21 protein-coding genes and 1 pseudogene are annotated in these 18,567 nt (G+C 70.1%); 17 read left to right on the top strand and 5 right to left on the bottom strand.

The genetic code is table 11. The features are described 5' to 3' along the window. Positions 1 to 36: 36 nt before the first annotated feature. From IE198_RS28055 to mqnP, 3 genes are read left to right on the top strand one after another with little or no spacing between them, the layout of a single operon-like run. The gene (locus IE198_RS28055; RefSeq protein ID WP_189891531.1) at positions 37 to 1,488 is read left to right on the top strand and encodes a menaquinone biosynthesis decarboxylase; all 1,452 of its coding nucleotides are present in this window, start codon (positions 37 to 39) and stop codon (positions 1,486 to 1,488) included. Beyond that, positions 1,485 to 1,955 carry a hypothetical protein gene (locus IE198_RS28050; protein WP_189891529.1) on the top strand — a complete coding sequence of 157 codons (471 nt, stop codon included), beginning with the start codon at positions 1,485 to 1,487 and terminating at the stop codon, positions 1,953 to 1,955. The genes IE198_RS28055 and IE198_RS28050 overlap by 4 nt, the downstream gene beginning before the upstream one ends. Then, a complete protein-coding gene (gene mqnP / locus IE198_RS28045; protein ID WP_189891527.1) occupies positions 1,952 to 2,875 on the top strand; it encodes a menaquinone biosynthesis prenyltransferase MqnP in 924 nt (307 codons plus the stop codon). Before IE198_RS28050 ends, mqnP begins: the two co-directional genes overlap by 4 nt. Positions 2,876 to 2,893: 18 nt before the next feature. On the opposite strand, the gene IE198_RS28040 is transcribed toward mqnP, so the two are convergent. Further along, entirely contained in the window at positions 2,894 to 3,520 is a 627-nt protein-coding gene (locus tag IE198_RS28040; RefSeq protein WP_189891525.1) for a rhomboid family intramembrane serine protease, read from the bottom strand. A 94-nt stretch (positions 3,521 to 3,614) separates the two neighbouring features. Between IE198_RS28040 and IE198_RS28035 the strand changes: the two genes are divergently transcribed. Beyond that, the gene (locus tag IE198_RS28035; protein ID WP_189891523.1) at positions 3,615 to 4,292 is read left to right on the top strand and encodes a UbiX family flavin prenyltransferase; all 678 of its coding nucleotides are present in this window, start codon (positions 3,615 to 3,617) and stop codon (positions 4,290 to 4,292) included. On the opposite strand, the gene IE198_RS28030 is transcribed toward IE198_RS28035, so the two are convergent. Continuing rightward, positions 4,289 to 4,435 carry a hypothetical protein gene (locus IE198_RS28030; RefSeq protein ID WP_189891521.1) on the bottom strand — a complete coding sequence of 49 codons (147 nt, stop codon included), beginning with the start codon at positions 4,433 to 4,435 and terminating at the stop codon, positions 4,289 to 4,291. The genes IE198_RS28035 and IE198_RS28030 overlap by 4 nt on opposite strands. Before the next feature lie 130 nt (positions 4,436 to 4,565). Between IE198_RS28030 and IE198_RS28025 the strand changes: the two genes are divergently transcribed. The 6 genes from IE198_RS28025 (at position 4,566) to IE198_RS28000 (ending at position 9,758) form a co-directional block, all read left to right on the top strand. After that, positions 4,566 to 5,021: an Lrp/AsnC family transcriptional regulator gene (locus IE198_RS28025; protein ID WP_189891519.1), complete on the top strand. Its 456-nt coding sequence runs from the start codon at positions 4,566 to 4,568 to the stop codon at positions 5,019 to 5,021. A 50-nt stretch (positions 5,022 to 5,071) separates the two neighbouring features. Beyond that, positions 5,072 to 6,235, top strand: a complete 1,164-nt coding sequence (mqnE, locus tag IE198_RS28020; RefSeq protein WP_189891517.1) for an aminofutalosine synthase MqnE — start codon at positions 5,072 to 5,074, stop codon at positions 6,233 to 6,235. 61 nt (positions 6,236 to 6,296) lie between these two features. Next, positions 6,297 to 6,818, top strand: a complete 522-nt coding sequence (locus IE198_RS28015) for a GNAT family N-acetyltransferase (RefSeq protein ID WP_189891515.1) — start codon at positions 6,297 to 6,299, stop codon at positions 6,816 to 6,818. Positions 6,819 to 6,911: 93 nt separating this feature from the next. After that, complete coding sequence (locus IE198_RS28010) at positions 6,912 to 7,208, top strand: DUF4229 domain-containing protein (protein WP_189891513.1); 297 nt, start codon at positions 6,912 to 6,914, stop codon at positions 7,206 to 7,208. A 287-nt stretch (positions 7,209 to 7,495) separates the two neighbouring features. Next, positions 7,496 to 8,857, top strand: a complete 1,362-nt coding sequence (locus IE198_RS28005) for a dicarboxylate/amino acid:cation symporter (RefSeq protein WP_189891510.1) — start codon at positions 7,496 to 7,498, stop codon at positions 8,855 to 8,857. Between the two features lie 223 nt (positions 8,858 to 9,080). Further along, positions 9,081 to 9,758 (top strand): TetR/AcrR family transcriptional regulator, encoded by a 678-nt coding sequence (locus IE198_RS28000; protein WP_189891508.1) that lies wholly within the window; start codon positions 9,081 to 9,083, stop codon positions 9,756 to 9,758. A gap of 379 nt (positions 9,759 to 10,137) precedes the next feature. On the opposite strand, the gene IE198_RS27995 is transcribed toward IE198_RS28000, so the two are convergent. Further along, positions 10,138 to 10,341: a cold-shock protein gene (locus tag IE198_RS27995; RefSeq protein ID WP_003967102.1), complete on the bottom strand. Its 204-nt coding sequence runs from the start codon at positions 10,339 to 10,341 to the stop codon at positions 10,138 to 10,140. A gap of 294 nt (positions 10,342 to 10,635) precedes the next feature. On the opposite strand from IE198_RS27995, the gene IE198_RS27990 reads away from it, so the two are divergent. The 4 genes from IE198_RS27990 to IE198_RS27975 all read left to right on the top strand — a co-directional run bounded on the left by IE198_RS27990 (position 10,636) and on the right by IE198_RS27975 (position 15,145). Continuing rightward, positions 10,636 to 11,511, top strand: coding sequence for a menaquinone biosynthetic enzyme MqnA/MqnD family protein (locus IE198_RS27990; protein WP_189891506.1), 876 nt, complete (start codon positions 10,636 to 10,638; stop codon positions 11,509 to 11,511). Positions 11,512 to 11,580: 69 nt separating this feature from the next. Then, positions 11,581 to 13,263, top strand: coding sequence for a serine/threonine-protein kinase (locus tag IE198_RS27985; RefSeq protein WP_189891504.1), 1,683 nt, complete (start codon positions 11,581 to 11,583; stop codon positions 13,261 to 13,263). 75 nt (positions 13,264 to 13,338) lie between these two features. After that, the gene (gene mqnC, locus IE198_RS27980; RefSeq protein ID WP_189891502.1) at positions 13,339 to 14,538 is read left to right on the top strand and encodes a cyclic dehypoxanthinyl futalosine synthase; all 1,200 of its coding nucleotides are present in this window, start codon (positions 13,339 to 13,341) and stop codon (positions 14,536 to 14,538) included. A gap of 7 nt (positions 14,539 to 14,545) precedes the next feature. Then, complete coding sequence (locus IE198_RS27975; protein WP_189891500.1) at positions 14,546 to 15,145, top strand: imidazolonepropionase-like domain-containing protein; 600 nt, start codon at positions 14,546 to 14,548, stop codon at positions 15,143 to 15,145. A 17-nt stretch (positions 15,146 to 15,162) separates the two neighbouring features. On the opposite strand, the gene IE198_RS27970 is transcribed toward IE198_RS27975, so the two are convergent. Together IE198_RS27970 and IE198_RS27965 are read right to left on the bottom strand one after the other, a co-directional pair. Continuing rightward, positions 15,163 to 15,993, bottom strand: coding sequence for a hypothetical protein (locus tag IE198_RS27970; protein WP_189891498.1), 831 nt, complete (start codon positions 15,991 to 15,993; stop codon positions 15,163 to 15,165). Between the two features lie 8 nt (positions 15,994 to 16,001). Then, positions 16,002 to 16,502, bottom strand: a complete 501-nt coding sequence (locus tag IE198_RS27965) for a SigE family RNA polymerase sigma factor (protein WP_189891495.1) — start codon at positions 16,500 to 16,502, stop codon at positions 16,002 to 16,004. A gap of 182 nt (positions 16,503 to 16,684) precedes the next feature. Between IE198_RS27965 and IE198_RS27960 the strand changes: the two genes are divergently transcribed. The 3 genes and pseudogenes from IE198_RS27960 to IE198_RS36720 all read left to right on the top strand — a co-directional run. After that, a complete protein-coding gene (locus IE198_RS27960; protein ID WP_189891475.1) occupies positions 16,685 to 17,380 on the top strand; it encodes a demethylmenaquinone methyltransferase in 696 nt (231 codons plus the stop codon). Positions 17,381 to 17,411: 31 nt separating this feature from the next. Then, complete coding sequence (locus tag IE198_RS27955) at positions 17,412 to 18,323, top strand: glutaminase (protein WP_189891649.1); 912 nt, start codon at positions 17,412 to 17,414, stop codon at positions 18,321 to 18,323. 170 nt (positions 18,324 to 18,493) lie between these two features. Continuing rightward, a pseudogene (locus tag IE198_RS36720) lies at positions 18,494 to 18,562 on the top strand (zinc-ribbon domain-containing protein); the annotation flags it as partial. Positions 18,563 to 18,567 lie beyond the last annotated feature (5 nt).

The following is an 18,567-nucleotide window of genomic DNA, read 5'->3' as shown; positions in this document are numbered from 1 at the left end:
CGGGGCCAGGGTAGCGGGTGACCGATACTTGACCCCATGGCTTACGACGATCTTCGCTCCCTGCTCCGGGCGCTGGAGCGCGAGGGCGACCTCAAGCGCATCAAGGCCGAAGTCGACCCGCACCTCGAGGTCGGGGAGATCGTCGACCGGGTGAACAAGGCAGGCGGCCCGGCCCTGCTCTTCGAGAACGTGCGCGGTTCCGCGATGCCGCTCGCCATGAACGTCTTCGGCACCGACCGCCGTCTCCTCAAGGCGCTCGGCCTGAAGTCGTACGCGGAGATCAGCGACAAGATCGGCGGGCTGCTCAAGCCGGAACTGCCGCACGGCTTCATCGGGGTGCGCGAGGCGTTCGGCAAGCTCGGCTCGATGATGCACGTGCCGCCGAGGAAGGTGAAGGACGCGCCGGTGCAGGAAGTGGTGCTGCGCGGCGACGACGTCGACCTCGACGTGCTGCCCGCCCTGTTCACCTGGCCCGAGGACGGCGGCTCCTTCTTCAACCTGGGGCTCACGCACACCAAGGACCCAAAGACCGGGGTACGGAACCTCGGCCTGTACCGGCTGCAGCGGCACGACCGGCGCACCATCGGCATGCACTGGCAGATCCACAAGGACAGCCGCAACCACTACGCGGTCGCCGCGCAGCGGGGCGAGCGGCTGCCGGTCGCCATCGCCTTCGGGTGCCCGCCGGCCGTGACGTACGCCTCGACCGCGCCCCTGCCCGGCGACATCGACGAGTACCTGTTCGCCGGCTTCGTCGCGGGCAAGCGGATCGAGATGGTCGACTGCAAGACCGTGCCGCTGCAGGTCCCGGCGAACGCGGAGGTCGTGCTGGAGGGCTGGCTGGAGCCGGGGGAGATGCTGCCGGAGGGCCCCTTCGGTGACCACACCGGTTTCTACACGCCCCAGGAGCCGTTCCCTGCGCTGACGATCGACTGCGTGACGATGCGCAAGCGGCCGTTGCTGCAGTCGATCGTCGTGGGCCGGCCGCCGACGGAGGACGGGCCGCTGGGCCGGGCGACGGAACGCTTCTTCCTCCCCCTCCTCAAGATCATCGTGCCGGACATCGTGGACTACCACCTGCCGGAGTCCGGCGGCTTCCACAACTGCGCGATCGTCTCGATCGACAAGAAGTACCCGAAGCACGCGCAGAAGGTCATGCACGCCATCTGGGGCGCACACATGATGTCGCTGACCAAGCTGATCGTGGTGGTCGACGCCGACTGCGACGTCCACGACCTGCACGAGGTCTCCTGGCGTGCGCTCGGCAACACCGACTACGCCCGTGACCTCACCGTGGTCGAGGGCCCCGTCGACCATCTCGACCACGCGTCCTACCAGCAGTTCTGGGGCGGCAAGGCGGGCATCGACGCGACGAAGAAGCTCCCGGAGGAGGGCTACACCAGGGACGGCGGCTGGCCGGACATGGTCGCGTCCGACCCCGCGACGGCGGCGCTCGTGGACCGCCGCTGGAAGGAGTACGGACTGTGAGCCCCATTGCCCCGGGCGGCCCGGCCCTCTTCATCGGCACCGACACCGACTACGTGGCCCTCGTGCGTCCCGAGCTCGACCCGGCCGACCCGGGCGTCCGGCTGGCCGCCGAAGGGGCGGGCGTCGCGCCCGAGGAGTTCGCGGGCGCCGGCGACACCTGGACGGTCCTCTTCGAGAACGACGGTGAGGGCGACGGCTTCGAGCTGCCCGGTGTGCGCGACGCGGAGCCCGCCGACTTCGCGGAGCGGCTGCGCGCCGAGCTCGCCGCGGCGTCCGGGCCGTTCACGGTCGACGGCGGCGCCGTGCTGCGTCTGGACGCCCGCCCGGCCGGCCCGGACGCGTACGCCTTCACGGCGCACCTCACCCCGCCCGGCGACGCCGGGACGCCGCCGACCGTGGAGACGGGCCCGCTGCCCGTCGCCGGACTGCTGGCCGACCTCGACGCGTTCCTCGGGAGCCTCGCATGATGACGACCGCCGACGGGGTCGTGGGCTCGGGCCCGGCGCCGCAGCCGACCGGGAAGGTGAAGGCCTTCCTGCGTCTCGTGATGATCGAGCACTCGGTCTTCGCCCTGCCCTTCGCCTACATCGCCGCGCTCACCGCGATGTTCCAGGTGGACAGGAGCGTCCACTGGACCGAGCTGCTGCTCGTCACCGTCGCGATGGTGGGGCTGCGGACGTTCGCCATGGCCTGCAACCGGATCATCGACCGCGAGATCGACGCACGCAATCCGCGTACGGCGGGACGTGAGCTGGTCACCGGCGCCGTGTCCGTCCGCTCGGCGTGGTCGGGGGCGCTGGTCGCCCTTGTCGCCTTCCTCGGTGCAGCGGCGCTGCTGAACCCGCTGTGTCTGGCGCTGGCGCCGGTCGCGGTGGTGCCGATGGTGGTCTACCCGTACGGCAAGCGGTTCACCGACTTCCCGCACGCGATCCTCGCTCTGGCGCAGGCGATGGGGCCGGTCGGAGCGTGGATCGCGGTCACCGGGGCGTGGTCGTGGGACGCGGTGATCCTGGGCCTGGCGGTCGGCGTGTGGATCGGCGGCTTCGACCTGATCTTCGCCTGCCAGGACGTCCGGGCCGACCGTGCCCATGGCGTGAAGTCGGTCCCGGCCCGCTTCGGCATCCCGGCGGCCCTCCACGGCGCCCGCGCCGCCCACGTCGTGACGACGGCCCTGCTCGTCCGGTACGCCCTGGCGACGGACGCGGGAGTGTTCTTCTGGGCGGGCCTGGTGATCGTCACGGCGGCGTTCCTCTACGAGCACACGATCGTCCGCCCGCACGATCTGTCGCGTCTGAACAGGGCGTTCTTCACGGTCAACGGCTTCATCGGCATCGCGCTTTTCGTGTGCGCTCTGCTTGATCTCCTGGTGCGTGGCCTGAACGTCTGACCGGCGTTCGGCCCACGATCAACGCCGCTGCGCCCCCGTGGACCTGTGCGCCCAAGCGGGAGCGGTGCGGCGGCGGAAGAGGAACGCCGCGGCGATGCCGGCCAGCAGGCCGAAGAGGTGGCCCTGCCAGCTCACGCCGGTGTCGGTCGGGATTATGCCGAGCCCGATCGAGCTGCCCCAGACCGCGCCGACCGCCAGGCCCACGGCAACCTGCCACACGTTGCGCTCCACGAACCCGCGCACCACCAGGTAGCCGAAGAGGCCGAAGACGAGGCCGGAGGCGCCCGCCGTGTTGGCCCCGGACGGCGAGAACAGCCAGACGCCCAGGCCGGAAACCAGAATGATCAACAGGGACAGGGCGAGGAAGCGCCGGATGCCGCCGAGCGCGGCGAGGAAGCCGAAGATGAGCAGCGGAACGCTGTTGGCCGCGATGTGGTCGAAGCCGAAGTGCATGAACGCGGCGGGTACCACGTCGGCCAGCTCACCGGGCTCCCGGGCCACCACGCCGTAGGCGTCCAGCGAGTGGCCCGAGGCCACGTCGATCGCTTCGAGCGTCCACAGCAGCGTCACCCAGGCCAGCATGAGCAGGGCCGCGGCCTTGGCCCGGCCCGATCCGGTCCACCCGGTGGATTCGGTGTGCGTCATCGCTGCCCCCTGCGCTGTGCGTACGCCTTGCTCCGGGAACGTGCCGCCCACCTTGCTCAGTTCCGCGTCGGTGCCGCCGGATAGGCTCAACGGTGTGGAGCAGCAAGAAGTGAAAAGTCGTCGGCCGTGGGTCGTGGGGGTGTCCGGTGCTTCCGGTACGCCGTACGCGGCCGCCGTGCTGCGTGGTCTGCTGGCCGCCGGCGAGAGTGTGGACCTGGTGGTCAGCCGGGCCTCGCGGCTGACGTTGCTCGACGAGACCGGTATCGCCTTCCGGGACGCGCACTGGCAGGACGACCTTCGGCAGTGGCTGGCGCGGGGGGCCGACGGGAAGCCGGACAGCTTCGACGTCGATGTGACGGATGTGCGGTACTGGGCGGCCGGGGACCTCGCCGCCGGGCCGTCGTCGGGGTCGTACCAGGTCAAGGGAATGCTGATCGTGCCGGCGTCGACGGCCTGTGTGGCAGGGGTGGCGCTCGGGCTCTCGAAGGACCTGTTGCAGCGCGCCGCGAGCGTGACGCTCAAGGAACGGCGTCGGCTGGTGGTCGCTGTGCGGGAGACCCCGCTGAACGGGCAGACGCTGAAGCATCTGGTGACGCTGGACGAGGCGGGCGCAGTGGTGCTGCCCGCCTCTCCGGCGTTCTACGCGGGGGCGACGCACATCCAGGATCTGGTGGACTTCGTCGCGGGGCGGGTGCTCGACGCGGCAGGTGTGCCGCACCGGCTGTACCGCCGCTGGGAGGGGGAGCTGGGTGGTGGCTCCGGAGGCGATTAGCGCTTTTTGCCGGTGCGCGGTGCGCGGGTCCGGTCGACCTTGTGCGCGGCAGCGGGCTGGTGGGCACGCGAGCGGTTGGCCAGCTCCTGCAGCTGTCGCATGTGGGCGTAGGCCATCTCGATCGTGTACACGGTGAGTGTCATCTCCTGTATGGATCGTGATCCTGTGGGACCGGTTGTGATCGTTTGAGTAAATCGCAGGGTGTCGACCCTGTGTACCTTAGATTCTAAACGTATACTCGCGGTATCGCTGAATAATGGAAGGCTCAGGCATATGGACGCCGTGGATAGGCAGCTCATCCAGGCCCTGCGCGAGAACGGCAGGGCTTCGTACGCCGAGCTCGGCCGACTCGTGGGGCTCTCCGGCCCCTCCGTGACCGACCGCATCAACCGCCTCGAGGCGGCGGGCGTCATCACCGGTTACCGTGCCACCGTCGACGCCGCCTCGCTCGGCCTCGGCGTCACCGCCCTGATCGGGATCTCGCTCTCCGACGCCGCCGACCACGAGGACGTGGCCCGCCGGCTGAAGGACCTCGCCGAGATCGAGGACTGCTGGTTCATCGCGGGCGACGACTCGTTCATGCTCAAGGTCAGGGCCGACAACGTGGACGGTCTGGAGAAGACGATCCGCCGGCTCTCGGGGACGCGAGGGGTCTCCCGTACTCGTACCACCATCGTGCTGTCCACCAAGTGGGAGAACCGGGTCGGCGACCTGCCCGAGGAGCGCTAGGGATACCGTTGGTGGAGCTCGATCGGTAGATGTATGGGAGGCGGCCCGAAGTGGACGCAGGACTCAAGCGCGAGCTCGAGGAGAAGGTCCGGGCCGGTGAGCGGCTGACGCGTGAGGACGGCATCGCCCTCTACGAGTCGGACGACCTGGCATGGCTCGGCGGGCTCGCGCACGAGGTGCGCACCCGCAAGAACGGCGACGTCGTCCACTTCAACGTCAATCGCCACCTCAACATGACCAACGTGTGCACCGCGTCGTGCGCGTACTGCTCGTTCCAGCGCAAGCCGGGCGAGAAGGACGCGTACACCATGCGCATCGAGGAGGCCGTCCGCCTCGCCAAGGCGATGGAGGGCGAGAACCTCACCGAACTGCACATCGTCAACGGGCTCCACCCCAACCTGCCCTGGCGCTACTACCCGCGCTCCCTCTCCGAGCTCAAGAAGGCCCTTCCGGGCGTGTCGTTGAAGGCCTTCACCGCCACGGAGATCCACCACTTCGAGACGATCTCAGGGATGTCGGCGTCCGACATCCTCGACGAACTGATCGAGGCCGGTCTTGAGTCGCTGACCGGCGGCGGCGCCGAGATCTTCGATTGGGAGGTCCGGCAGCACATCGTCGACCACCGCACCCACTGGGAGGACTGGTCGCGCATCCACCGCCTCGCGCACGAGAAGGGCCTCAAGACCCCGTGCACGATGTTGTACGGGCACATCGAGGAGCCCCGCCACCGGGTCGACCACGTGCTGCGGCTGCGTGAGCTGCAGGACGAGACCGGCGGTTTCCAGGTCTTCATCCCGCTGCGCTACCAGCACGACTTCGTGGACATGCAGGACGGCAAGGTCCGCAACAAACTCCAGGCGCGCACCACCATGGCGACCGGCGCGGAGGCGCTGAAGACCTTCGCCGTCTCGCGTCTCCTCTTCGACAACGTCAGGCACGTCAAGGTCTTCTGGGTGATGCACGGTGTGCAGACCGCCCAGCTCGCGCTCCAGCACGGCGCCGACGACATGGACGGCTCGGTCGTCGAGTACAAGATCACGCACGACGCGGACAACTACGGCACCCCGAACAAGCTCACCCGTGACGATCTGCTCGACCTGATCCGCGACGCCGGCTTCCGTCCCGTGGAGCGCAACACCCGCTACGAGATCATCCGCGAGTACCCGGGCCCGGACGCCGACCGCCGCGAGTCGCCGCAGCCCATGCGCGTCTGAGTGCCGTCTCGCCCTGTGGAAGCCCTGGCTGCGGCCGGGGCTTCCTTCTTACGCTGGCCCGATGGCCCTCACGTTCGAACTCGACCCGCCGGCCGGGAACGACCTGCGCGACGGCGTCATCGCGCTCTGGAAGGACGTCAGCAACGCGGGCGGCGCCGTCGGCTTCGTGCCGCCCGTGACGGCGCAGGAGATCCGGCCGGAATGGCTGAGGCACCTCACGGCCGTCGCGCAGGGCCGCACGCGGCTCCTCGTCGGCCGCGACGAGGAGGGTGAGATCGCGGCCACCGCCTTCCTCACCTTCAACAGCCACCGGCTGATGACCCACTGGATCTGGCTCTACACGGTGATGGTCCATCCCAGGCACCAGGGCAAGGGCTACGGACGCGGCCTGATGGCCGCCGCCGCGCAGGCCGCCCGCGGCTTCGAGGGCATCGAGGCGATACGGCTGACCTGTCGCGGCGGCACCGGCGCCGACCGCTTCTACGCCGCCTGCGGATACAAGGAGGTCGGACGGGTGCCCGGTGCGATCCGGGTCGCCGACGGCGACGACCGCGACGACGTGATCATGCTGCTGCCGCTCTAGGAGCCGGTCCCCGCGCCCCTCCCGGGAGGACCCATTTCCGCGGCGTGCTTCACTGGAGCAGCACCCAGTCGTACGCAAGGAAGAAGGCACGCCGTGTCCGCTGCAAGGACGAGCGCCGCGATCCGGTACACCGCACTGCGTCTGGCGATCTTCGTCGGATGCTTCGTCGTCGTGGCCGGACTGGTCCAGATCGGGGCCCTGCCCAAGGGGCTCGGCGACTCGAACTTCGTCTGGGTCGTGCTGCTCGCGCTCGTGCTCTCCGCGCCGCTCAGCTTCGTCCTGCTGCGCAAGCAGCGCGACGCGATGTCCGAGCAGATCGTCACCAAGGTGGACAGTGCCAAGGCCCGTCTGGAGGCCAACCGCACGCAGGAGGACGGCGCCACCCGGTAGGGCAGCCGGAGGAGGAGCCGCAGGGGGCTCCCAAAGGGCAGCTTTGAGGTTCTCAAAGTTGAAGTGTTAACGTGACGCCCATGAAGACAGCAGTGCGCCACCACGACGCCGCGAGCCTCCTGCTCGTGGCGCGCCTGCATGTCGACCTGTGCCGCTGCATGTCCGCGGTCTGTTGCCGGTAGCCGTTCACGCAACCCGGTACCACGCCTGCGGCACCGCGCCTTCGCGCGCCCGGGCGCTGGACCCCTCCCCCGTACCTCCCCGAACGCCATCAATGGAGTGCGTCCGTGTCCGCGAACACCGCGTCCACCCCTGCCGGAAATCAGTCCGGTTCCGGTTTCCGTATACCCAGGGTTCCCTTCTGGGCCCAGATCGTCGCCGGTCTGGCGCTCGGTGTCCTGCTCGGCTGGCTCGCCCGCAGCCAGGACATCGGCTGGCTGAAGGACACCCTGGACCAGGTCGGTTCGATCTTCGTCCAACTACTGAAGCTGGCCGTCGCGCCGCTCGTCTTCTTCGCGATCCTGGTGTCCATCACCAACCTGCGGAAAGTCGACAACGCCGCCCGGCTGGCCACCCGCACCCTGCTCTGGTTCATGATCACGTCGCTGATCGCCGTGGTCCTCGGCCTGGTCATCGGTCTGCTCACCGACCCGGGCGCAGGCACCGGCCTCACGCCCAAGGACGGCCAGAAGCCCGAGAACGCCGGATCCTGGATCGACTTCCTCACCGGCATCGTCCCGACGGACGTCATCACGCCGTTCACCGAGCTCGAAGTGCTCCAGATCGTCTTCATGGCCGCCGTCGCCGGTATCGCCGCGCTCAAGCTCGGTGACCGCGCCAAGCCGATCCTCGCGCTGAGCGAGTCGGTCCTCGAGCTGCTGCAGAAGGCCCTGTGGTGGGTCATCCGCCTCGCCCCCGTCGGCACCGTCGGCCTGATCGGCTTCGCCATCGCCGACTACGGCTGGGACCTGCTCGGCAAGTACGCGACCTTCACCGCCGACGTCTACATCGGCTGCGCCCTGGTCCTGTTCGGCGTCTACCCGCTGCTGCTGGCGACCGTCGCCAAGGTCAACCCCGTGCAGTTCTTCAAGGGTGCCTGGCCGGCCATCCAGCTGGCCTTCGTCTCCCGTTCCTCGGTCGGCACCATGCCGGTCACCCAGAAGGTCACCGAGCGTCTCGGCGTCCCGAAGGACTACACGAGCTTCGCGGTCCCGTTCGGCGCGACCACCAAGATGGACGGCTGCGCCGCCATCTACCCGGCGCTCGCCGCGATCTTCATCGCGCAGATCTTCGACGTGCAGCTCGGCATCCAGGACTACCTGCTGATCGCCTTCGTCTCCGTCGTCGGCTCCGCCGCCACGGCAGGTCTGACCGGTGCCACCGTCATGCTGACGCTGACCCTGTCCACCCTGGGCCTTCCGCTGGAGGGCGTCGGCCTGCTGATGGCCATCGATCCGATCCTGGACATGATGCGCACCGCCACGAACGTCGCCGGCCAGGCGCTCGTTCCGGTCATCGTCGCGGCACGCGAGGAGATCCTCGACCGGGACGCGTACAACACCGCGACGTCCTCGCCGATCGACGACCTCGACACCGACGGCGATGCCGTGGAGTCCGGGCAGAAGGCAGCCGTGCCGGTCCCGGCGTAGCGCCCCACGAGGAACCGATCAGCCAGGGCCGTGGCCCCCTCCCGCAACCGGGAGGGGGCCACGGCCCTTTCGGGCCTCGCACGGCCGAGACACGTCGCGTGCGGTTGACCCCGTCGCGCGCAGTGGACCTTAATGCGGGCCATGAACGCCGCCATGACGCAGTCATCTGCCAGGGTCGTAGGCTTACCGCCGAGTAAGGGCAGGGGGCGGGAGGAACACTGACATGAGTGCTGTGAAGGGCGTGAGGGCCAAGCGCATGCCGCGCGCCGTGCGCGAGCAGCAGATGATGGACGCCGCCGTGCAGACCTTCGGGCAGCGCGGCTACCGGGCCGCGTCGATGGACGAGATCGCGGAGCTGGCGGGTGTCTCCAAGCCTCTGGTGTACCTGTATCTGAACTCCAAGGAGGAGCTGTTCACCGCCTGCATCAGGCGGGAGGCGCAGCGGCTCACCGAGGCCGTGCAGGCGGCGATCCAGCCGGGGCTCGCGGCGGACCAGCAGATGTGGGCCGGGCTCGAGGCGTTCTTCCGGCACACCCAGGAGAACCCGGACGGCTGGTCCGTGCTGCACCGCCAGGCGCGCACGCACGGTGAGCCGTTCGCGGCGGAGGTCTCGAGGATGCGGGAGGAGATCGCCGCCTTCGTGACCGTACTGATCGGTGCCGCAGCCCGTCAGGGCGCGGCTCCGGCACCCGGCGCGGCCTGTTCGAACCGGAGCGCCGAGCTGGCCGACCGGGACATCGAGGGGCTCGCACAGGCCCTGGTGGGGGCCGCAGAGTCGCTCGCGGGGTGGGCGAACGACGCGGGCGGCATCTCGGCGAAGGAGGCCGCGGGCCTGCTGATGAACTTCGCGTGGACCGGCCTCGGCGGCCTCATGGAGGGGGAGTGCTGGCCGTCCCGCTGACGGCCTCTCCGGTGAGGTGCACCGGGTCGTCGCCGCCGCTCGGCTCGAAGAGGGGCCGGACGCGGCGCGTGCCGCGCAAGTGATCTCGGCGGGCAGCAGGACGGGCGCCTTGAACTCGGCCCGCGCCGCGTGCGCCGGTCCGCTCGGCCTCGGCCATGCACCGCGCGATCGCCCACATGCCCTGGGCGATCGCGGGAGGGAAGCCGAAGAGCCGTGCCGTGAACGGACGCAGAGGGACGGGGTTGCGGTCGCCGAAGGCCCCACCGTACCGGCGCCGGCCGAACGCGGCCCGAAGGCAGGAGCCTCGCCCCGTACGGATGTACGGGGCGAGGCTCCTTGGGTACTGCTCAGTCGTGCGCGATCGCCGACCCGTGGCTGACTAGGCCGGGGTGACGTTCTCCGCCTGCGGGCCCTTCGGGCCCTGGGTGACGTCGAAGTTCACGACCTGGTTCTCCTCGAGGGAGCGGAACCCGGACGCGTTGATCGCGGAGTAGTGGACGAAGACATCCGGGCCGCCGCCGTCCTGGGCGATGAAGCCGAAGCCCTTTTCAGCGTTGAACCACTTGACGGTTCCGGTAGCCATAAGCCCTCCTATGGGCCAAAGGGTTGCCCTGCTCCAGAACCTGCAAGAAGTCTGAAAACTACAAAAGCCTGCGGGTTACATGCTCCGCAGGCTCTGTACTGCAAGGGAAACCAAACTGCAACTTGCGTCGAGCCTAGCACGCAGCGTGTGCGCAGCGGTAGAGGGAAAGATCACGTCACCCGGACGTTTGATTGACCCCCGCTGAGCTGACGAAGCCCAGCTCGGACGGGGCGCGCCGGTGCGTCACGGCGACCCGGCGCCGGAGGACTGCGGGCACGGGTCTAGCCTCACGATGTGGACAGTCCTGGAGAAAGCACAGCAACCGAGCTCCGTCGCAGCCGGCCGCGTGTCGGTCACATCCAGTTCCTGAACTGCCTCCCCCTTTACTGGGGGCTCGCCAGGACCGGAACTCTCCTCGATCTCGAACTGACGAAGGACACGCCCGAGAAGCTCAGCGAGCGGCTTGTGCGGGGCGAACTCGACATCGCCCCTGTCACGCTGGTGGAATTTCTGCGAAATGCAGATGAACTCGTCGCCTTTCCGGACCTCGCGGTCGGCTGCGACGGGCCCGTGATGTCCTGCGTGATCGTGTCGCAGCTGCCGCTGGACAAGCTCGACGGCGCCCGAGTCGCGCTCGGCTCGACCTCCCGTACCTCCGTACGGCTCGCCCAGTTGCTGCTGTCCGAGCAGTACAAGGTCGCCCCCGACTACTACACATGCCCGCCCGATCTCGGTGTGATGATGCAGGAGGCCGACGCGGCCGTCCTGATCGGCGACGCCGCGCTGCGGGCGTCCCTCCACGACGCACCCCGGCTCGGTCTGCAGGTCCATGACCTCGGCCGGATGTGGAAGGAGTGGACGGGGCTGCCGTTCGTCTTCGCCGTGTGGGCGGCGCGCAAGGACTACCTGGCCCGCGAACCGGTCGTGGTGCGCAAGGTGCACGAGGCGTTCCTCGCCTCTCGGGACCTGTCCCTCGAAGAGGTCGGCAAGGTCGCGGAACAGGCCGCGCGCTGGGAGGCCTTCGACGCGGAACTGCTGGAGCGGTACTTCACGACGCTGGACTTCCGGTTCGGCGCTGACCAGCTCGAGGGCGTGCGGGAGTTCGCCCGCAGGACCGGCCCGACGACCGGCTTCCCCGCCGATGTGAAGGTCGAACTCCTCGGCGGCTGACGCGAGTCCTAGTCTGGGGGCCGAAGTCTGAGGGCCGACTTGCACAGGAGGCCGAACGGGGGAGTTCAGATGCAGCCGCTGGATCCGGGCGAGCCGCGCGAGATCGGCGCGTACCGGCTGCTGGGCCGACTCGGCGCGGGCGGGATGGGCCGCGTCTATCTGGGGCGCAGCACCGGCGGACGCACCGTCGCGGTCAAGGTCGTCCATCCGCACTTCGCCCTCGACGACGAGTTCAGGGCGCGGTTCCGGCGCGAGGTGGAGGCCGCGCGGCGGGTCGGCGGGGAGTGGACCGCTCCGGTCCTGGACGCCGATCCGGACGCGTCCGTGCCGTGGGTGGCCACCGGTTACGTCGCGGGGCCCGCCCTCTCCCAGGCGGTCGCCGAGCAGGGGCCGCTGCCCGCGGACTCGGTCCGGGTGCTCGGCTCCGGCCTCGCGAGGGCGCTCACCGCCGTGCACGCGCTGGGGCTGGTGCACCGGGACGTCAAACCGTCCAACGTGCTGCTGACGTTGGAAGGGCCGCGGCTGATCGACTTCGGGATCGCCCGCGCCACGGACGGCACGGCGTCCCTCACCTCCACGGGTGTGTCCGTCGGGTCGCCGGGCTACATGTCTCCGGAGCAGATCCTCGGACGGGGCGTCACGGGCGCCGCCGACATCTTCTCGCTCGGCGCGGTCCTCGCGTACGCGGCGACCGGTACCGCTCCCTTCCGCGGCGACTCCTCCGTCGCGCTGCTCTACAAGGTGGTGCACGAGGAGCCCGAACTCGGTTCGCTGGAGGGCGAGCTGGGGGAGCTGGTCGCCGGATGTCTGGTCAAGGACCCGGCGGCGCGGCCGGGCCCCGGCGAGGTCGCGGACCGGCTCGCCACCGGTGGGGGGCAGCCGGCCGGCTGGCTGCCGGGCCCGCTGGTCGAGCAGATCAGCCGCGCGGCCGTCGAACTGCTGCACCTGGAGCCGTTGCCGGAGCGCGCGTCCTCGTCGGCGCCGGTGCCGGTGGCGGCCTTTGACCCGGGCGCGTCGGGACCCGTCGCGTTCAGCAGCCCCGCCGTCGGTGCCTTCGGCCCGCCGGTGGAACCGGGCACCCCGGGGGAGGCTCCGGCCGCAGGGGCGCCGCCCTCGCCCGACGCCTCGACCGGCACCCCCTCCGCCCCGGGGAACGGGCTGACGGTTTCCGCGTCAGGCGGCCGTCGCGGCCGCAGGGTCAGCTGCACCCTCGCACTCACGGTCGCGGGCGCCCTCGCCGCCGTCACGGTCGGCGGCGGGGTCCTGTTGGACATGTGGCGCAACAGCGGCTCGGACGCGGACGCGGGAGACTTCGGGGCGCGGCCCTCCGCGACGGCCGCCAAGCCACCGCCGAGCGCCGGCGGGTCCGAGCAGGTCGACGAGGTGCCCTCGGCGTTCGTCGGTACCTGGACCGGTTCGGCGACCGAGGGGAGCGGGCTGCCGCACGGCAAACTCACGGTCACGGTGACGGAGGGGAAGACGGGCGAGGACGTGGTCCGTACGACCACCTCGCTCACGGTGCGGACTGTGACCGTCGAGTGCCACGGCGTCGGCAGGCTCGCGTCCGGCAGCACCACCCGCAAGCTGCGGATCGAGGAGCGCACGGACCCCGAACGGCCGTCGCAGGGCCAGTGCACCGGCGGTGAGGCCCTGTTGGAGGTGACGCTCGCCGCCGACGGCACGCTGCGCTACCGGTCCCACGAGGATGCCGCGGGCCGCCCGACCGCGACGCTCACGAAGAAGACCGGCTGACGGCCCGGCCGGGACGGTGGCGTAGCCTGGATCAGTCCGTAGATCCACCGAAAGACCGCCGAAGGGTGACGCCCGGTGACCGAGAAGGCCGATCTTCAGCCCGTCCTGGACCGTGCCGCCGGAGGTGGGCGGATCACGCCGGAGGAAGCGCTCGAGCTCTACCGCTCCGCTCCGCTGCACGCCCTGGGCGTGGCGGCCGACGCGGTGCGCCGGCGCCGCTACGCGGGCAGCGAGCACATCGCGACGTACATCATCGAGCGCAACATCAACTACACCAATGTGTGCGTCACGGCCTGCAAGTTCTGCGCCTTCTACGCCGCGCCCAAGGACACCTCCAAGGGCTGGAGCCGCGACCTCGACGACATCCTGCGCCGCTGCGCGGAGACCGTCGAACTCGGCGGCACCCAGATCATGTTCCAGGGCGGCCACCACCCCGACTACGGCGTGGAGTACTACGAGAAGCACTTCGCGGCCATCAAGAAGGAGTTCCCGCAGCTGGTGATCCACTCGCTCGGCGCGTCCGAGGTGGAGCACATGGCCAGGATCTCCGGGGTTCGTGTCGAGGAGGCGATCTCCCGCATCCACGCCGCCGGTCTCGACTCCTTCGCCGGTGCCGGCGCCGAGCTGCTGCCCGAGCGGCCGCGCAAGGCGATCGCCCCGCTCAAGGAGTCGGGCGAGCGGTGGCTGGAGATCATGGAGATCGCGCACGGCCTGGGGGTCGAGTCCACCTCCACCATGCTGATGGGCACGGGCGAGACGAACGCCGAGCGCATCGAGCACCTGCGGATGATCCGGGACGTGCAGGATCGCACGGGCGGGTTCCGCGCCTTCATCCCCTACACGTACCAGCCGGAGAACAACCACCTCAAGGGCCGTACGCAAACCACGCTCTTCGAGTACCTGCGCATGATCGCGATCGCGCGGATCTTCCTCGACAACGTCGCGCACATCCAGGGCTCCTGGCTGACCACCGGCAAGGAGGTCGGCCAGCTGTCGCTGCACTACGGCGCGGACGACCTCGGCTCGATCATGCTCGAGGAGAACGTCGTCTCCTCGGCCGGCGCCAAGCACCGCTCCAACCGCCTGGAGATCATCGACCTGATCCGAAAGGCCGGCCGCGTCCCCGCGCAGCGGACCACGACCTACGAGCACATCGTGGTGCACGACGACCCGGCGAACGACCCGGTCGACGAGCGCGTCGTCTCGCACTTCTCGTCCACCGCGATCGAGGGCGGCACGGCCCACCCGGAGCTGAAGCTGCTCCCCGCGAACTGAGGCGACCGTGCTGACGATCCACGTCGCCGAGGCCTCGCCCGAGCTCGCCGTCCTGGTGGACGGCGCGCACATCGCCGCCGTCGGCCCGTACGAGGAGCTGGCCGCCGCCCGTCCGCAGGCACGGGTGCGGCGGTGGCCCGGCATCCTCACCCCCGGGCTGCTCAACCCCTACGGGCCCGAGCTGCTGGAAGGCACCTACCACCCGGACCCGCGCGAGGCCGATGAGTTCGGCACCGAGCCGATCACCGGGGAGCGGGCGCAGGCGATCTTCCGCGCCGACGAATCACGACGGGGCGCCAGCGCGCGCCGCGGGGTCCAGCGGCTGCTGGCGCACGGAACCGTCGCCGTCGCCGGTGAACTGCGCGGCCGGCCCGCTCTGGACGCCGTGCGGCGGGCCGGGCTCGCCATGGGCGGACGCCCGGCGAACCTGACGGGACCCCCGTCCTTCTCGCCGGTTCCGCTCGTCCTGCTGCCCGCGCCGGCTCCGGGCGGCCCCGCCCGGTTCGCCGTGTTCGACGTGCCGGACCGCGCCGAACTGGTCCGGCGCGGGGCCTCGACCTGCGTGGCCACCGTCCTCGGCGGCCGCCTGGTCCACCGCAGCAGATAGGCCGGCCGGGCCGCCGGTCAGCCGGCCGGGACCGACGACTGCCTCTCCACCATCGGCTGTTCGTCCGCGATCCGGACCAGGTCGAGGAAGGCAGGGGCGGCGGCAACGGCCAGCAACTGGTCGTCGGTGACCGGAGCGGAGGTGTTCGACGTCTCGTCGGGGTTCAGCGACAGGGACACATCGCTGCCGCCGTACCTGAAGGCCACCCACGTGCCGGTCACCTCGCCGGAGTCCATGGGCATCGTGATCGCCTCGGCCTCGACGCCGTCCGGCAGCGTGGCTGTCCTGCACACCACACCCTTGACGTCGGCGCAGGGCTTCGACGGGCGGCTCGGATCGTGGGGGCGGACCGAGAAGATCAGAACGAACTTCTTCCCGCCTTTCGTCACCTGGTACTGCCTGACGTTGATGTCCGTGCGCTGCATGGTGCCGATTCCCTCGGGCAGCAGCTCCTGCAGGACGGCGACGGCCTGCTGCTGGAAGTTCTCCTGACGTGTCCGCTCGGCGTCCGGCAGGTCGGCCATCGACTCCTCGCCGGGGGTCGGTTCGATGTGGACCGGTTCCGGTAGCGGGGACGCCGTGGGCGTGGGCGTGACCGTGGCGGCGGCCGGTGGTTCGGGAGCCGAGTGCCCGCCTCCGGCCAGCGACACGGCTCCGGCCGTACCGAGCGCGACCACGCAGAGCACTCCGGAGGCGACCGCCAGCCGCGTACGGCTCTTGCGCCGCCGACCCTCGGCAAGGGCAGGGCCCGCGAGGTCCGGCAGCGGCGGCAGGTCGGCGGAAGCCCGGTCCATTGCATCCCGGACCAGCAGGACGGTCCGGTCCTCGAGGTGTTCCTGATCGTGCATGGCGTTCTTCACCTCTCCGCGGTGTAGATCTCAGCGTCGCCCAGCTCGCTGCGGAGCCGGGAGAGCGCCCGTGAACACTGGCTCTTGACCGTGCCTTCGCTGCACCGCATCAAGCCGGCGACGGCCTCCACGCTCAGGTCCTCCCAGTAGCGCAGGACGACCATGGCCCGGCCGCGCGGCGGCAGGGTGGACAGCGCGGCCAGCAGCGTCACCCGGAGGTCCGGGTGACGGGGTGGTGGCGGCGGGTCGACATGTCTGTGGGCCACCAGGGCCCGTAGTCCGCGTCGCCGTTCACTCGGGAACGTCCGCGTCAGTACGGTCTTCGCGTATGCGTGGGGGTGATCGGCGGCGGCCACCCGCCGCCAGTACTGGAACAGCTTGGCGAGGGTCGTCTGCGTGAGATCGCGTGCGGCGTCGGCGTCACCGCACAGCAGATACGCGGTCCGGTACAACGTGTGCTGGCTCGCCCGGGCGAACGCCTCGAAGTCGTGCTCGTTGTCGGGTGGCATCGGCCCGCCCCTCCGTGGTGATGATCATCCGTTGCGCGCTGTCAAACGTTCTCTGAGCGCCGGCGCCCGGAAAAGGTTGCATACGGATTTCGCGGGGCAGTTCCGCGGGGCGGCGGATCTTCCTGCGGGCGCGCGGGACCCTGGTCCTTTCCCGGACCGGACCGGGTTGCACAATGGGGCCTGTGACCCGAGCCTCCCTGGACAAGCAGCCGCACGAAGTCGCCTCGATGTTCGACGACGTGGCGGCGAACTACGACCTCACCAACGACGTGCTCTCGCTCGGGCAGGACCGCCGCTGGCGCAAGGAGGTCGCCAAGGCCGTCGACGCCCGCCCCGCGGAGAAGGTCCTCGACCTCGCCGCAGGCACCGGCACCTCGTCGCTGCCCTTCACCGCCACCGGCGCCTACGTCGTGCCGTGCGACTTCTCGCTCGGGATGCTGCGCGAGGGCAAGCGACGCAACCCCTGGCTGCCGCTCACCGCGGGCGACGCGACGAAGCTGCCGTTCGCCGACGACGTGTTCGATGCCGTGACGATCTCCTTCGGCCTGCGCAACGTGCAGGACACGGACGGAGCGCTGCGTGAGCTCCACCGGGTGACCAAGCCGGGCGGGCGCGTGGTGATCTGCGAGTTCTCGCACCCGACGTGGGCGCCGTTCCGGACCGTCTACGAGGAGTACCTGATGCGTGCGCTGCCGCCGGTGGCCCGCGCCGTCTCGTCCAACCCGGACGCTTACGTGTACCTCGCCGAGTCGATCCAGAGCTGGCCCGAACAGTCCGCACTGGCGCGCCGCCTCCAGCAGGCCGGCTGGTCGAAGGTCGCCTGGCGCAACCTCACCGGTGGCATCGTGGCGCTGCACCGCGGCACCAAGCCCCTGTAGGTCCCGGGACATGGAGCTTCACGCGATCGCCGTGGACTACCAGGCGGTCCTGGAGCAGATCGCCGTCGACGTCGCCCCGCTCGTCGGCAGCGGCACGCCCGCCGAGTACATCCCGGCGCTGGCCGGTGTCGACCCGCGTCGCTTCGGCATGGCGGTCGCCGACGTCAGCGGCAAGGTGTACGGAGTGGGGGACTGGCAGCACCCCTTCTCCGTACAGTCGATCACCAAGGTGTTCACCCTCGCGCTCGCCCTCGCGGAGGGCGACGACAGCCTGTGGCAGCGGGTCGGTCGCGAACCCTCCGGCAACCCGTTCAACTCGCTGGTGCAGCTGGAGTACGAGAACGGGATCCCGCGCAATCCGTTCATCAACGCGGGTGCCCTCGTCGTCACCGACCGGCTGCAGACCCTCACCGGTGACGCGAGCAGCGAACTGCTCGGCTTCCTGCGGCAGGAGAGCGGCAACCCGGACCTGGCCTTCGATCCCGAGGTCGCCGAGTCGGAGTCCGCGCACGGCGACCGCAATGCCGCGCTCGCCCACTTCATGGCCTCCTACGGCAACATCGCGAACCCGGTCCCCACGCTGCTCGACCACTACTTCTGGCAGTGCTCGATCGAGATGAGCTGCGCCGATCTGACCCTGGCGGCCCGCTTCCTGGCCCGGCACGGGTTGCGTGCCGACGGCTCGCGGCTGCTGACGCGCAGCGAGGCCAAGCAGATCAACGCCGTGATGCTGACCTGCGGCACGTACGACGCGGCCGGTGACTTCGCCTACCGGGTGGGGCTGCCCGGCAAGAGCGGGGTCGGCGGCGGGATCGTGGCGGTCGTGCCGGGGCGGTGCACGCTGTGCGTATGGAGCCCGGGCCTGGACGCGCGGGGCAACTCGGTGGCGGGCGTGGCGGCGCTGGACCGCTTCACGACGCTCACCGGCCTCTCCGTCTTCTGACGCCGGCGCCCACTTCCCCTGCAAAACGGCCGAGTTGACGGGAACCGGTCGATGGTGAAGATGAGTCAGTTGTCTACGACTGTTTACGACTGCCTTATCCGCTTGTCCGTCGGCTTCCTCGTGGCCCGCTCCATCTCCCCGTCCCCTGCCTGTCGTTTCGGAGTATCCCCATGGCGTCGTACTGCCAGCACTGCGGCACCTCATCCCCGGATGAGGCGCGCTTCTGCATGAAATGCGGGAAGGA

The organism is Streptomyces xantholiticus (assembly GCF_014651015.1).
Taxonomy (GTDB): domain Bacteria; phylum Actinomycetota; class Actinomycetes; order Streptomycetales; family Streptomycetaceae; genus Streptomyces; species Streptomyces xantholiticus.
The sequence above is the reverse complement of the archived record's forward strand: the minus strand, read 5'-3'. Positions and strand labels throughout refer to the sequence as shown.